The 13,736-nt window shown below is 35.6% G+C and carries 13 protein-coding genes and 1 pseudogene; 4 read left to right on the forward strand and 10 right to left on the reverse strand.

All coding sequences use genetic code 11. The features are described from left to right. Positions 1–85: 85 nt before the first annotated feature. Complete coding sequence (locus P2Q73_RS18660; RefSeq protein WP_275789948.1) at positions 86–1,069, reverse strand: ornithine cyclodeaminase family protein; 984 nt, start codon at positions 1,067–1,069, stop codon at positions 86–88. Positions 1,070–1,140: 71 nt separating this feature from the next. Beyond that, a complete protein-coding gene (locus tag P2Q73_RS18665; RefSeq protein WP_056833161.1) occupies positions 1,141–2,484 on the reverse strand; it encodes an MFS transporter in 1,344 nt (447 codons plus the stop codon). Positions 2,485–2,655: 171 nt separating this feature from the next. On the opposite strand from P2Q73_RS18665, the gene P2Q73_RS18670 reads away from it, so the two are divergent. Then, complete coding sequence (locus P2Q73_RS18670) at positions 2,656–3,165, forward strand: helix-turn-helix domain-containing protein (protein WP_056833158.1); 510 nt, start codon at positions 2,656–2,658, stop codon at positions 3,163–3,165. 141 nt (positions 3,166–3,306) lie between these two features. On the opposite strand, the pseudogene P2Q73_RS18675 reads toward P2Q73_RS18670, so the two are convergent. The 4 genes and pseudogenes from P2Q73_RS18675 to P2Q73_RS18690 all read right to left on the reverse strand — a co-directional run. Then, a pseudogene (locus P2Q73_RS18675) lies at positions 3,307–3,814 on the reverse strand (transposase); the annotation flags it as partial. A 396-nt stretch (positions 3,815–4,210) separates the two neighbouring features. Beyond that, positions 4,211–4,660, reverse strand: coding sequence for a GNAT family N-acetyltransferase (locus P2Q73_RS18680; RefSeq protein ID WP_253278948.1), 450 nt, complete (start codon positions 4,658–4,660; stop codon positions 4,211–4,213). A 55-nt stretch (positions 4,661–4,715) separates the two neighbouring features. Next, positions 4,716–6,305, reverse strand: a complete 1,590-nt coding sequence (locus P2Q73_RS18685) for a long-chain-fatty-acid--CoA ligase (RefSeq protein WP_056833155.1) — start codon at positions 6,303–6,305, stop codon at positions 4,716–4,718. 33 nt (positions 6,306–6,338) lie between these two features. Next, the gene (locus P2Q73_RS18690) at positions 6,339–7,547 is read right to left on the reverse strand and encodes a CaiB/BaiF CoA transferase family protein (RefSeq protein ID WP_056833152.1); all 1,209 of its coding nucleotides are present in this window, start codon (positions 7,545–7,547) and stop codon (positions 6,339–6,341) included. 187 nt (positions 7,548–7,734) lie between these two features. Here P2Q73_RS18690 and P2Q73_RS18695 point away from each other — a divergent pair, with 187 nt between their 5' ends. Next, positions 7,735–9,189 (forward strand): phospholipase D family protein, encoded by a 1,455-nt coding sequence (locus tag P2Q73_RS18695; protein ID WP_275789954.1) that lies wholly within the window; start codon positions 7,735–7,737, stop codon positions 9,187–9,189. Positions 9,190–9,217: 28 nt separating this feature from the next. Here the strand turns inward: P2Q73_RS18695 and P2Q73_RS18700 are convergent, their stop codons facing one another. Continuing rightward, positions 9,218–10,366, reverse strand: coding sequence for an MFS transporter (locus tag P2Q73_RS18700; protein ID WP_275789957.1), 1,149 nt, complete (start codon positions 10,364–10,366; stop codon positions 9,218–9,220). A gap of 89 nt (positions 10,367–10,455) precedes the next feature. Here P2Q73_RS18700 and yeiL point away from each other — a divergent pair, with 89 nt between their 5' ends. Then, positions 10,456–11,127 carry a transcriptional regulator YeiL gene (gene yeiL, locus P2Q73_RS18705; RefSeq protein ID WP_275789960.1) on the forward strand — a complete coding sequence of 224 codons (672 nt, stop codon included), beginning with the start codon at positions 10,456–10,458 and terminating at the stop codon, positions 11,125–11,127. A gap of 124 nt (positions 11,128–11,251) precedes the next feature. Here the strand turns inward: yeiL and P2Q73_RS18710 are convergent, their stop codons facing one another. The 3 genes from P2Q73_RS18710 to P2Q73_RS18720 form a co-directional block, all read right to left on the reverse strand. Next, positions 11,252–11,731 carry an NUDIX hydrolase gene (locus P2Q73_RS18710; RefSeq protein ID WP_275789962.1) on the reverse strand — a complete coding sequence of 160 codons (480 nt, stop codon included), beginning with the start codon at positions 11,729–11,731 and terminating at the stop codon, positions 11,252–11,254. An 8-nt stretch (positions 11,732–11,739) separates the two neighbouring features. Next, positions 11,740–12,210: a YbaK/EbsC family protein gene (locus tag P2Q73_RS18715; protein WP_056833143.1), complete on the reverse strand. Its 471-nt coding sequence runs from the start codon at positions 12,208–12,210 to the stop codon at positions 11,740–11,742. Between the two features lie 118 nt (positions 12,211–12,328). Beyond that, on the reverse strand, positions 12,329–13,240 hold the full coding sequence (locus P2Q73_RS18720; protein WP_056833141.1) for a GNAT family N-acetyltransferase: 912 nt from the start codon (positions 13,238–13,240) through the stop codon (positions 12,329–12,331). Between the two features lie 163 nt (positions 13,241–13,403). Here P2Q73_RS18720 and P2Q73_RS18725 point away from each other — a divergent pair, with 163 nt between their 5' ends. Further along, positions 13,404–13,652, forward strand: a complete 249-nt coding sequence (locus P2Q73_RS18725; RefSeq protein WP_345798863.1) for a phospholipase — start codon at positions 13,404–13,406, stop codon at positions 13,650–13,652. The last annotated feature ends 84 nt before the right edge of the window (positions 13,653–13,736 follow it).

Raw genomic sequence — 13,736 nt, forward strand, 5'->3', positions numbered from 1 at the left:
TATAGTAGTTTAGTAGGAATTAATAAGATACAACAAAAAGAGGCTTCCATTATTGGATGCCTCAGATGTTATTACGTATTCATTTTTACACATCTATTTCTGTTCCTATTTGTTGTTTTTTCGCTTTATTATATACACCTTTTGCTACTGCTAAATCAAAGTAAGCTGCTCCTACCGATTTAAAAAATGTAATTTCCTCCTCGTTTTCACGACCAATTGTTTGACCGTTTACAAGCTTTCCTAGTTCGCCATGCACATCGTCGAATGACCATTTCCCAATTTTTTCTGCATGCATTAATTCTCCTGCTTCATCTTTAACACCGGCTAGGTCATCTACTACAATTTTTGACGCTCTAGTAATTGTGGTGATGTCTACTTCCAACATATGTGGCAAATAAGAGCCCACCCCATTTATATGAGTTCCTTTTTTTAAATCTTCTCCTTTAAAAACAGGTTCATTAGAGCGAGTTGCACAGCATATTATATCTGCTTGTCGAACGGCAACTGACACATCTTCAAATATTTCATAAGGTACCTCTACACCAAATGAATTTAATTTTTCACCAAACATTTCAGCTTTTGAAGTAGTGCGATTTACTAGTATAATACGATCAATTTTACGAACAGCAAGAACAGCTAATACTTGCTCAAAGGCCATTGCTCCTGTTCCAATAACAGTAACCACTTTCGCATCTTTTCTCGCTAAATAATCTGTTGCTATTCCACTTAAAGCACCAGTACGAAGTCTTGTTAAATAGGATGCATTCAGCATTGCTATATGCTCTCCATTTTGTGCGTCTGATAGTAATACTACCCCTTGAGTAGTCGGTTTACTTTTTTGAGGATTGTTTGGAAAAATTGTCACGACTTTAACTGCAGACACTTCTCCTACTAGATCAGCACTTGGCATATATAACGCAGAAGCTTCGTGTTGAGGAAATTCTATTACTGTTCGATGCGGATTTGCAATTTTCTCTGCTTCTTTCGCTATTAAAACGTCTTTCACATCTTTTATTGCCTCTGTCATTCCATATGTACGCATAATCTGTTCTTCATTTACTACTAACATTTTTGCAACCCCCATTTATATAAAAAACTCGTCTTCCCTAGTAATGGCAAAGACGAGTTATTCTAATAACTTTATACTTGACTCAATTCTTTTGCTTTTCTTCTATTTGTAGGCTTTTTTAAACCAGCATCATTATTTACATCATCTAAATGTTGTTGACTTCGATCCTTAACAGCCCAAATTGCAACTAAAGATACAAGTGCTGTAAAGATTATATAGCATGCTACTGGAATATAGGAGTTGTTAAATTCAAGCATTAAGCTTGTAGCAACTAGTGGAGCAGTTCCTCCAGCTACTGCTGCACCTATTTGATAACCAAGAGTGATACCAGTGTAACGAACTTTCGCATCAAAAATTTCTGAGAACATAGTCCCTAGAACCGCAGTAATAGGTGCCCAAATAATTCCTAATGCAATAACTGTAGCAATTACTAATAATACCACTGATTGTTGCTGTAACATCCAGAAGTAAGGGAAGGCAAATAACGCCATACCAACCGTTCCAGTAATATACACTTTTTTACGTCCAATTCTATCTGATAAGCTACCCATAATCGGAATAAGAATAGTTGTTACGATCGTACCAATCATCACAGCATTTAAAGTAGTAGTTCTTGAGAAACCTAAATTTGTTGTTGCATATGAAACAACAAAAGTACCAAAAATATAGAATGGAGCTGTTTCTACTACTTTCGCTCCAATTGCAATTAATACTTCACGCCAATGATACTTAAAGGTATCAACGATTGGAAGCTTTGGAATATCTCCTGATTCCTGCACCTTTTTAAAAGAAGGAGTTTCCTCAATACCTTTACGAATCCATAAACCAAAGATAACCAATAATGCACTGAATATAAATGGAATACGCCAACCCCATGTCATAAACGATCCTTCAGGTAATAATGTCATAAGAGATAAAGCGATTGTTCCTAGAACCATCCCGATTGTCACACCCATTTGAGGGATAGCACCATATAATCCTCGTTTTTCTTTCGGGGCATACTCGACTGCTAATAGAAGAGCTCCACCCCATTCTCCCCCAATACCTAACCCTTGAACTAAACGAAGAGTGATTAGAAGAATCGGAGCCCATACTCCAATTGCTTGATATGTTGGTAGTAATCCCATTCCAAAGGTAGCTACTCCCATTAAACTTAACGTGATAACTAATGTCTTTTTACGTCCAATTCTATCACCAATATGCGCAAAGATTACCCCACCAAATGGTCGGATAAAAAAAGCCAAAGCAAATGATGCATACGCTAATAGTAAACCAACTGTTGGGTCTTCTGTAACAAAAAATAATTGATTGAACACTAAAGCTGCTACTGTCCCATATAAGAAATAATCAAACCATTCTATTGAGCTACCTACTAAACTTGCAATCCATACCTTCCGCATTTGTTTTGAATCCATATTACTTCCCCCTTTATAAAAATTGAAGTGCCACTTTAATTCCCCCTTTTTTTATTGTAGATTGTTGAAAATTTTCTGTCAATAGGTTTTTAATCTATTAACATTGAGAGTTCTTTCAAAAGTAATGTATGATAATAGAAATAACGTGATAATTTAAAAGGAGAATTATGTATGTCTTCTAATATAGGTATGGTTTTAAAAAATCTTAGAAAAGAACGTAAACTGACTTTAAAAGAGTTAGCAGAACAAACGGGGGTATCCATAAGTTTCCTTTCACAAGTAGAACGTGGTAAATCGAGTGTCACTTTAGAATCTTTAAAAAAAATAGCAGATGCTTTAAAGGTAAACCCAACTGTATTTTTTCCTGAGAACGATAAAGAAAAAGATTTAAAGGAAATACGGGAACAATTCTATTATAAGGATTTATCCTGTGGTATACGAGAAGCTGCCTACTCTCCCATTTTAGTTATACTACAGCCTGGAGAAAATGAAGGAAATGCATTTTCACATGGTGGACATGAGTTTATTTTTGTTATTAAAGGAACATTAACTGTGGTAGTAGATGACCATAAAGAAGAGATACAAGAGCACCAGTCAATTATGTTCGATGCGAATAAAATGCATTATTGGTATAACCTAACAGATGAACCGATAAAATTTTTAGTAGTCTCCTCGAAATGAACAAAAAAAACGCTTGGAACAAATCCAAGCGTTTTATACTGTAGACAAAGTACCCCGAGAGTTCGTCTCTCGGGGTACTTTGTCAATTTTGAAGGTTTTTGATTTCAAATTTCCCTATGATTTTTACTTTCTGTACACTGAGTAGGCACGTGTTTCTTTCCTAACGATTTTCTTGCCATACTTGCGTTTATTGGCTCTCGCCTTCACATGAGTTGAATCAATGAATACACGGTCTTCTGATAATAGACCACGGTCCATAATCTCTATTAAGATCCGGTAAAAGATTTGTTCAAAGATGTCGGTCTCTTGAAAACGACATGCGTAGTTCTTACCGAAGGTTGAGAAGTGTGGTATTTCTGTATGAAAACCAAATCCTAAAAAATAGCGATACGCCATATTCGTTTCAATCTCTTTTATTGTTTGGCGCATCGAAAGGATGCCAAATGTATATTGAATAAACGTCATTTTAAATAACACAACAGGATCAATCCTTGGTCGCCCAGTAGCAGAGTAAAGATGTTCTACTAATGGATAAATGAAATGGAAATCAATCGCGGCATCTAATTTACGGACCAAATGTGCCTTCGGTACAAGCTGCTGTTAGCATTTCAAGTTGTTCACGTTCATTGATTTGGTTTTCAGTCATCATTCAACACCTTAACATCTTAGAAATTTAGAAAATCAACACTTTTTATATAAACCAACACTAGTCGATTGGAGTGGAAGGCGCGAAGACTACTACGGGAACAGCACGAGCCGAAGCACCCGGACTGAGCGTAGCGAAATTAATTTTTGCGACGAGCTTGCGCAGGAGCATTGTTTTTTGCGACGAGCTTTGCGCAGGAGCATTGTTTTTTGCGACGAGCTTTGCGCAGGAGCAAGGAAGAAGGCTGAGGCCGTGCCCGTGGAAAGCGTAGCGCCTGAAATGGAAATCGACGATTTCATACTATGTATTGTAATTAAAAAAAGACTATAGACAATTTCAAATTTCTTTGAGTTTGTCTATAGTCTGAAAATCTTGGAACAAATCCAAGCGTTTTATATCCTAAACTAATTGCAAACAGTATTCTACTTCACCTTCAATTATTTCGCCCGTTTCCTTAAATCCAAAACGCTCATATAGCTTTCGTGCTAATTCATTATCAGGCTCAGTTGATAAATAAATTGCATCACAGTCTTCTATCCTTTTCATTTCATCTATTATCAATCCAATTGCTCGCTTGCCATATCCTTTTTCTTGATATCTCCTATCAATCATTAATCTGCATATTTCATATTTTGAAAGATCTTCTGAAAATCCATACATTGTAAACCCTATTAATTTGTCATCCACTTGAATTCCTTTAATAGTCCATCCTGTCTCAAATACGGATTGAACAATTGAAAGAGCATTAGAAGCAACAAACTTCTCTGTAATGGTTGCATGGCCATTTTCATTTGTAGTTAAAAAAACTGTTTTCAACCAATTTTCCTTTGTTATATCTACTAAATTCATACTTATGATTTCCCCCGATAATACTTGCTTTGTCTATATTTCTTATTACTTACTTTTAATTAACTTTTTTCAGTCCATTCCAATACATTTCTCTTAGTCGGAATTTTTGAAGTTTACCTGTGGCCGTTTTTGGTAAAGCCTCTACAAAGTCAACCGCCTTCGGTGCTTTAAAATGTGCCATAGTTGAGCGACAGTAATCAATAATCTCTTGTTCTGTCACATGGCGATCAGGATGGAGAACAATTATGGCCTTTGGTACTTCTCCCCATTTTTCATCAGGCACGGCAATCACGGCTACTTCTAAAATATCTGGATGTTTATAAAGAACCCCTTCAATTTCTGTTGAAGAAATATTTTCCCCACCTGAAATAATCATATCTTTAATACGGTCTTGAATCTCAATATATCCATCTGGATAGGTTACGGCTAAATCACCTGTATAGAACCATCCATCTTTTATAGCTTCGGCCGTTTTTTCAGGATCTTTATAATACCCTTCCATTACAACATTACCGCGAGTGATGATTTCCCCTAATTCCTTTCCATCCCATGCCACTTCTTTTCCATCTTCTTGACTTACTACTTTTGTTTCCCCATTAAACGCAAGCTCAATACCTTGTCTTGCTTTAATCGTCGATTGCTCTTCTGCAGACTTATCATCAAATTCTTTTTTCCACTCACAATATAAGATGAAAGGAGATGTCTCGGTTAACCCGTATACATGCATCATGTTCAGACCTAAAATGGCTTGTGCTTTTGCAATAAGAGCTGCTGCAGGTGGAGCACCAGCCGTAGCCATACGAGGGTTAGTTGTAATCTTGACCTCTTTTGCCTTTGGTTCGTTAACTAGCATGTTCACTACTGTAGGTGCCCCACACAATAAAGTGATTTTATGCTCTTCAAATAAATCTAATATGAGAGGAGGATCTACTTTTCTTAAACAGATATGAGTAGCTCCTGTAGCTGTTATTGCCCAAACTCCTCCCCATCCATTCGCATGGAACATTGGCAATGTGTGCAAATATACATCATCATGATGAACGCTTAAGTGGTACATAAAATTAGCTGCATTCAAATAATTACCTCGATGAGTTAGCATAACACCTTTCGGTTTTGAGGTTGTACCACTTGTATAATTTACGGTTAGCAATTGATTTTCATCAATTGGTGGTAATGAAATCTCTTCTAGATCCTGTTGAATAAAGTCCTCAAAATCAATTCCATTTAACGAATGGGATTGCCCTTCTACAGATACAATGACAACTTGATCTAAAGACAAGTTACTTTCAATTTTCTCAATTGGCCCAGTAAACTCTTCATCTACGATAAGCATCTTGGAATCACTGTGTTGTATGATATATTCCAAATCCTCTGCATTTAATCGATAATTTAGGGGTACCATTACGGCTCCAAGCTGACAAACACCATAAAAGCATTCCAACATGTAGTGTGTATTTGGAAGCATAACTGCTACATGGTCTCCTTCGCTTATTCCTGCTTGACGCAAAGCGTTGGAAAGCTTGTCTACACGTTGCCCAAACTCTTTATATGTAAACTTTTTCTCCCCATCTATTACTGCTATCTTTTCCGGATAGTACTTTACTGCTCTGCGTTTCCAGTCTAACGGTGTTAATGGTGAAAACATATGATCAGCTCCTTTTCTATTTATCTATTTTATTTATATTGGAATAACCTTATTCTTATTTGTCCCAAAAACTCCTTTTTGAGTGAACAATTGAATAGTCTCTGATTGGAAACCAATTTCCTCCATAATCTCCATAGAATGTTCTCCCGTTTGTACTCCAGAAAAACGGTATTCAGGTAAGTTATTAGAGAATTTTATAGGGAAAGCAATTTGATTTTGCGAGCCTCCTTTTTGCTTTGGAACGGAGATAACCATTTCTCTTGCTTTAATCTGCGGATGGTTCACTGCTTCTGAAAAACTCAATACAGGTTCAACACAGCCATCGAATTTATCTCCAAGAATATTTAGCCATTCATCAAAGGTCTTTTGTTTAAATGTTTGTACTAATAACTCTTTGAAAGTCTGCTGGTCCTTTTGCCTCTTACTACCACTTAATGTTAATAAACTTTTATCACCGATTAGTTCACAAAGCAATTCCTGAAATTTCGGTTCTAAGCTCCCAACTGAAATGTATCGATGATCACTAGTCTCATAATAATCATAAAAAGTACCGCCATTTAATAGTAAAGACTCTTCTGTTGGCTCTTCATTCCCCACCAAATATCCTGGTCCATACATAGCATTTAAAGAAAAAGAAACATCTGTCAGACTAATATCGATATGCTGTCCCACTCCAGTTTTATCTCGATTGTATACCGCTGCTAATATACCAATAACAGCAGGCATTGATCCTCCAGCTATATCAGCAACTTGTATGCCAGACGGAACAGGAACCTGTTTTTTCCTAAAAGAATAACTTGGGATGCCAGCTATTGATAAATAGTTAATATCATGGCCAGCTTTATGCTGTAAAGGGCCTGTTTGTCCATAACCTGTAATGGAGCAAAAAATAATTTTCGAATTAATCTCTTTTAATCTGTCATAACCAATTCCAAGTTTATCCATAACTCCTGGCCTAAACTGTTCAATAACAATATCGTAATCTTGAATTAGTTTATATATTATTTCCTTTGATTCCTCTAATTTTAGATTCAGAGCCAATGAGCGCTTGGAACGATTCAGATGAGCGAAAGTGGCTGATACATCTCCATCCTTAGGATTAATATGTTTTAGAAAGTCCTCTCGATCTGGTGATTCTATTTTTATAATATCTGCACCCATGTCTGCCAGCATCATTGTTGCAAAAGGACCCGGTAGTAATGTAGAGAAATCTAAAATCTTTAAACCTTTTAATATCGACATCCCCATCTCTCCTTATCTATACACTACTTTATCTAACTATTCAAATAATTCTATATAATTTAATTGTAAAGAATTCCACGATTGCTTTCAATATAATTAAACTATTTCTAACAGTTAATTCGGTTTGCGTTTACACTTTAGCGGGAATATCTCTATTGCAGATAATATAAACTAGGGGGAACTACAGATGGCTAGAAAGCCGAGCAAGCCATGGAGTAAGAGAAAGAGAATTATTATGGGCTCAATTGGTGTTATTGCACTTATTTATATAGCCTTGATTTTATGGCATACATATAAACCTCTTCCGGAAGGAGTTTCATTCGCCGGAAAGATGCATAAAACGGATACTGTAGAATTTATCACCGATTTGACGTATGCTCAGGACCAAAAAGGAACCGAGATGGTACATGAGAATCATATATTCGAGGAAGTTTATACGATGATCGAGGAAGCGGAAAAATTTGTAGTGATAGACTTTTTTCTATTTGATGGATACTATGACGACGATATAAACTTCCCTCGCATTGCAGATACACTTTCTATTTCTCTAGCTAAGAAAAAGAAAGAGAACCCTGACATGCCTATAGTTTTTATCACAGATCCTCTAAACCAAGGCTATGGATCCTATGAAAACAAATGGTTTAAAAAAATGAGAGATGCAGGAGTCGAAATCATATACACTGATTTAGATTCTTTAAGAGATTCTACTCCAGTATACTCCGGTATATATCGATTATTTTTTCAATGGTTTGATATTGGTGGAGAAGGTTGGATTCCAAATGGAATGGCCAGTGAAGCACCCAAAATGACAATTGCTTCTTATATGAAATTACTTAATGTAAAAGCTAACCATCGCAAAACAGTTGTAACAGATAAAGAAGCCATGATCACGTCCTCCAATCCACATGATGCAAGTGGATTCCATGGGAATATTGCTTTAAAAGTAACCGGTCCTATTTTAAATGACATATTAGAGGCAGAGGAAGCTGTTTCTTTATTTTCAGGAGGCCCTAAGCTTCCAAGAGTAGATGTGGAAAATTCAGATGGACAATATGAAGTACAATATTTAACAGAGAAAAAGATATTGGATGCACTACTGAAAGATTTGTCCGCAACAAAGGAAGGAGATAAAATTTGGCTTGGAATGTTTTTTATTGCTAAGCGAGACATTGTAAACGCCTTAATAGAAGCTGCAAATCGAGGCGTAGAAGTAAAGCTCATTCTAGACCCAAATAAAAATTCCTTTGGGCAAGAAAAATCCGGACTTCCAAATCGTCCGGTTGCACAAGAAATGATCGAGGATACAGAAGGAAAAATTGACATTCGTTGGTATAATACAGTTATTGGACAATACCATACAAAAGCTATTTGGATTCAATCAGACGAGCATACTATCATTTCGAATGGTTCCGCAAACTATACAGAACGGACATTAGATAACTATAATCTTGAAAATAATCTACGTGTTATCGCACCAAATGATAGTGATTTAGTAATCGAAATGGAAGATTACTATGAAAGACTCTGGAATAATAAAGACGCCATGTACACTGTCGATCAAGATAAATATGAAAACAACTTCACATGGTGGCAACGTTGGATTTACTCTATTCAATTTTTCTTTAAAGTAACAACCTATTGAAAATAACCCCCAAAACTTGGGGGTTATTTTAGTATGCATATCGTTTTTTTGTTAGGATAATGATTGCGATTGCTGGAATCGTACAAATAATCATTCCAAGGAAAGCCAATCCAGAAGATATTTCATATAAATATCCTCCTATTAAAGTTAATACGGCAGTGCCCCAGCTTAATGCAAAAGCTGAGTACACACCTTGCGCATTTGGAAGCTGTCGCTTTGGTAAGTTTTTTGTTAGATAACTGATAAATGCAAAGTGGGCTACGCCAAAAGACAATGCGTGTAAGCTCTGAGAAAAAATAAAAACCCAAACATTTGGAAACAAAAATACAAGCACCCAACGTAAAGTAGATCCAATTGCAGCTAATAACAACAAGGATGAAGGCTTCCAATTTTTAAATAATTCCGCCTTAGAAAAATAAATTATCTCAAAAATAACTGCTATATTAATAATCATTCCAATGTAGAAGCTATTTACACCTAACTCCTGTAAATATATATAGCCATAATTATAATAGGATGCATGTGCACCCTGTAATAGAATTACAATCAGAAGCACAATAGGAAAACTTTTAACTTTCCACAGACCGCTTAGTGAAAGATTCTCCTTCCGATCTGTTTTTGTTGGCTTTACTAAAAGTTCTGGTGGGGATGGGAGAAAACGTATCAATAGCAGTAAACACAGCCCCACCATCATACTCCATAAAATAGCCCCCTCACCGAAATAGCCTGTGAGCATACTAATGATAAGAACTGAAATTATAAAGCCAAGTGATCCATAGGAACGACTCTTGCCATAGTTTACTCCACTTTGTTGGACTAATGAGCTTGCGGTGCTTTCAATAGCAGGAAGTAAGGTCGGGTAAACCGCATTAAATAAAATTGTTACCACAAAAAGCATTCCAAACGAGGTAACAGGAATATAAAGTACAGTTACTATTAATGAGATTATCGTTAGCATAAACACAACAGCTTGGCTGCTCATATATTTTGAAGCTATTGGAAAAACAAACATTGTAGAAACTCCACGCGCAACTAATCCAAAGCCCATAATTAAACTCGCATTTGTTACACTTAATCCTTTATCTTCAACTAGCCAACCTGTCCAATAAGGTAGAAACACACCCCAAGTGATAAAAAACACAAAAAAGTTCTGTGAAAGCCATCGTTGTTTATTCATTTTATTCCCTCCGTAATAATTGCATCATACCACTTAAACACATACAATAATGTGAGATATCTCATACTTTTTCACTCTAGGAGGAAAAAATGAAATTTTTAGATGAGCCTATGCGTAGCTATTACATTGAAAAATATCCAATACAGTCCTTATTTTCTTTTCCAATTATTTCTTATATTCAAGTTTGTCAATTTGAACGTGGTGAATTTATTTTAAAGGAAGATTCCAATCCTGAGTACATATACTATCTCGTAGAAGGAAAGGCAAAGCTCTATGTGACACATTCTAACGGAAAAGTTTCCCTAATCAATTTTTTAGAGGCTCCTATTTTTATAGGAGAAGTTGAATTATTAAATTCTGAGAGGTATTCAAAAGGAATACAAACCGCTACTCAAACAACCTGTTTTGCTATCCCTATTCATTTATGTAAAGACAACCTTTTAAAAGATGCCACTTTCCTTCGATATTTGTGCATCTTTATCAGTCAAAAGATGACTACAATTTCAACAAAATATACACAAAGTCAAGCATTCCCACTAGAAAATCGTCTTGCAGAATTTATCCTTTTATCTGCAGATAATGATTTTTATAAAGAGAAACACACAGAGGTATGCGAATACTTGGGGGTTTCTTACCGTCATTTACTACATGTTCTAGCTCAATTTTGTAAATCAAATATTATTGAAAAAAAATCACGTGGCTATATTATTCGAGATAGAGATCGATTACAAGAACTAGCAAAGGAAGTCAAAATAAATTAACACACAAAAAAATTTCAAAGCCACTGATAATCCAACAGTTACAACAGTAAACCCCAATATTTAATTTATTTAGAGTTTATATAAAAAAGGTAACCACTTGAATGGTTACCTCGGTCTACTTTATTTACAATTTGATTTCTACTAAATGCTCAATTTCTAGAGGTAAATCTGTTATTCTCTCTTTTAAAAATAATGGATAAAGATTTAAATCTATTAATTCTTCAAAAGGCTTCCAGTAATACGTGTGTATTTTTCCCTCTTCATTCACTGAAAATTCGTTCCCTCTAACATAGAATTCTTCGTCTTGTAATTCTAGCAAATAGAAAAAACAAATTTCATGAAACTTCTCTTTCAATGTTGCTTCCTCGAAAAAGTTTTCATTTACCCATAACATACGCTTAATATTCACTTCTAGTGAAAGCTCTTCTTTTATTTCTCTTCTTATTGCATCTTCGCTTTTTTCATGCAGTTTTACCCTTCCGCCAGGTACATAATAATAAGGTTGATTTTCATCGTTCATGATTAGTAATTTTTCATCATGAACGATTAATCCTGCCACGCGATAATTAAATCTACCTACAGCTGTTTTAAATGAACTATCCATATTATTATTTACTCCCATCCTTTGCAAACATCGACCCATTCTTGCGCTTTTGCATATGTATATAATTCTTCACAAGTAAGTTCTATTGCACTATTGCTACTACCACAAGCAGGGTAAACAGTTTCAAATCGTTTCAATGATTCATCTACATATACAAGCACATGATCTGGAATACCAAAAGGACAAACTCCACCAACAGCATGTCCCACATTCTCCAATACTTCATCCGGGGACAACATTTTAGCCTTAACACCAAATGTACTTTTAAACTTTGCATTATCGATTTTTGTATCTCCTGCTGCTACTACAAGGATACTATTATCCTCCTTCTTGAAGGAAAGTGTTTTCGCAATACGCGCAGGCTCTACATCTAGAGCTTGGGCAGCAAGTTCTACAGTTGCACTCGACGCTTCATACTCCTGTATCTTATCAGCTATTCCTAGTTTAGAAAAATAATCTCTTACTAATTCAATTGCCATGACATACACCTCTAATTGATTTTTTGATTAATCATAACAGGTATTCATACATATAAGCGCGTGTTATTTCTAACAAAACATTTTGATCCTATCCACGATAATCTCCATTTATACCATATTAAATTTCAACATTCGTAGAATGAATATCGTATTTATAACAAGTTACTGCCTCTACTTGCTCAAATCCTTCTTGCACGTATAAGGCTTTTGCATGGTTATTATCTGCGTTTACACAAAGGATGGTTCTTTTATAATTTTTTTCTTTCGCAAAGTGTAAGGAAGCCCTTAGCAGAACTCTACCTAATCCTTGCCCTTGATATTCGGGTATAATAGCAATTGGTCCTATATTCATAATTGGTGCATTTTCGTATTCATCTACTGTTCCTCGAATAACCCCCACAGCCTTGTCCCCATGATATAAAATCATGGCTCCTCCCTCAATATGGTCATCATCTGACATCATTTTCTTTACCATCCCAGGTGTGATAGGAGTCTCACTTCCTTTAAGTTTCGCAAAGCTCGGGTTTCTAACTGCACACCAAGTCTCTTCATTTCCAGGTTGAAGCTTTTTTATCTCATATCCATTTGGTAAATGGAATTTCGGTACTTCCCTATCCTCTCTCACAAGAACAAAAGTGTATCTTTCGATATTGAACTTTAATCCTTCCATAACTTCCGATAGCTTCCTATTTTCAAATGGTACAAACAAGAAAACCTTCTCTATCTCTTTCGTATGCAACATGATTGCTTTCATAAGCAAAGTATAAACCTCGAAGCTTTCGATTTCAGTGTGAAATATTCGAAACCGTGCCTTATTCCCACTTCTATGATATTCATCCATTATTAACGAAACAGCACCTACAATACCATCTTGTTCATTCAGAACAATATAAGTTGGGTTTTCTACTGTCGACTCGAAGCTTTGTAAATCTTCGTCATATAAAAATGAATCATCCAACTGCGCTCGGTGTTTCTTGCAATACTTTATAAAGTCATTGACTCGATTATTTTTTAATTCTTCAATTCTCATCAATATCCCCCTAACACGTTTTTGGTGCTATTAAATTTGTATGTCTCTTAGGAAACAGTATATACAAAATCGGTAACTATTGAATAGCTTATATTAAATTGAAAGTAATAGAAGGGAGGTTGCTAATTTGTATCAGAGAAGGAATAGGAATCGTCGATTTTGTTTGTTTCCAGGATACAACTGGTGTGGACCTGGTTGTAGTGGGCCTGGTGCACCTATAAATGCTGTGGATGCAGCATGCATGGCACATGATAAATGTTATAGTAGAGGCATTAATCCTTGTGAATGCGATCATGAATTTCTCCGTAATCTCCATCCTCTTATTAACCCTTATACGCAAGAAGGAAGACATGCTCGAATACTCTATAATTATATGAAATTACAAACAGTATTCACTTGTTTTAAAATTTAACAAGACAAAAACTCTAGATTCCAGGTTCTTATTAGCACAAATAGGACCTGGAATCAAAAGTGAAAAATTGATCATACAATTTTC

The sequence above is a fragment of the Bacillus sp. Cr_A10 genome (genome assembly GCF_029222665.1).
Taxonomy (GTDB): Bacteria; Bacillota; Bacilli; order Bacillales_A; family Planococcaceae; genus Psychrobacillus.

Excerpts from the sequence above, each read along its gene's own strand:
- P2Q73_RS18715 (WP_056833143.1), bottom strand. The coding sequence starts at position 12,210 with ATGGCAATTGAATTAGTAAGAGATTATTTTTCTAAACTAGGAATAGCT.
- P2Q73_RS18700 (WP_275789957.1), bottom strand. The coding sequence starts at position 10,366 with ATGAATAAACAACGATGGCTTTCACAGAACTTTTTTGTGTTTTTTATC.
- P2Q73_RS18695 (WP_275789954.1), top strand. The coding sequence starts at position 7,735 with ATGGCTAGAAAGCCGAGCAAGCCATGGAGTAAGAGAAAGAGAATTATT.
- P2Q73_RS18665 (WP_056833161.1), bottom strand. The coding sequence starts at position 2,484 with ATGGATTCAAAACAAATGCGGAAGGTATGGATTGCAAGTTTAGTAGGT.
- yeiL (WP_275789960.1), top strand. The coding sequence starts at position 10,456 with ATGAAATTTTTAGATGAGCCTATGCGTAGCTATTACATTGAAAAATAT.
- P2Q73_RS18660 (WP_275789948.1), bottom strand. The coding sequence starts at position 1,069 with ATGTTAGTAGTAAATGAAGAACAGATTATGCGTACATATGGAATGACA.
- P2Q73_RS18670 (WP_056833158.1), top strand. The coding sequence starts at position 2,656 with ATGTCTTCTAATATAGGTATGGTTTTAAAAAATCTTAGAAAAGAACGT.
- P2Q73_RS18710 (WP_275789962.1), bottom strand. The coding sequence starts at position 11,731 with ATGGATAGTTCATTTAAAACAGCTGTAGGTAGATTTAATTATCGCGTG.
- P2Q73_RS18685 (WP_056833155.1), bottom strand. The coding sequence starts at position 6,305 with ATGTTTTCACCATTAACACCGTTAGACTGGAAACGCAGAGCAGTAAAG.
- P2Q73_RS18680 (WP_253278948.1), bottom strand. The coding sequence starts at position 4,660 with ATGAATTTAGTAGATATAACAAAGGAAAATTGGTTGAAAACAGTTTTT.
- P2Q73_RS18720 (WP_056833141.1), bottom strand. The coding sequence starts at position 13,240 with ATGAGAATTGAAGAATTAAAAAATAATCGAGTCAATGACTTTATAAAG.
- P2Q73_RS18690 (WP_056833152.1), bottom strand. The coding sequence starts at position 7,547 with ATGTCGATATTAAAAGGTTTAAAGATTTTAGATTTCTCTACATTACTA.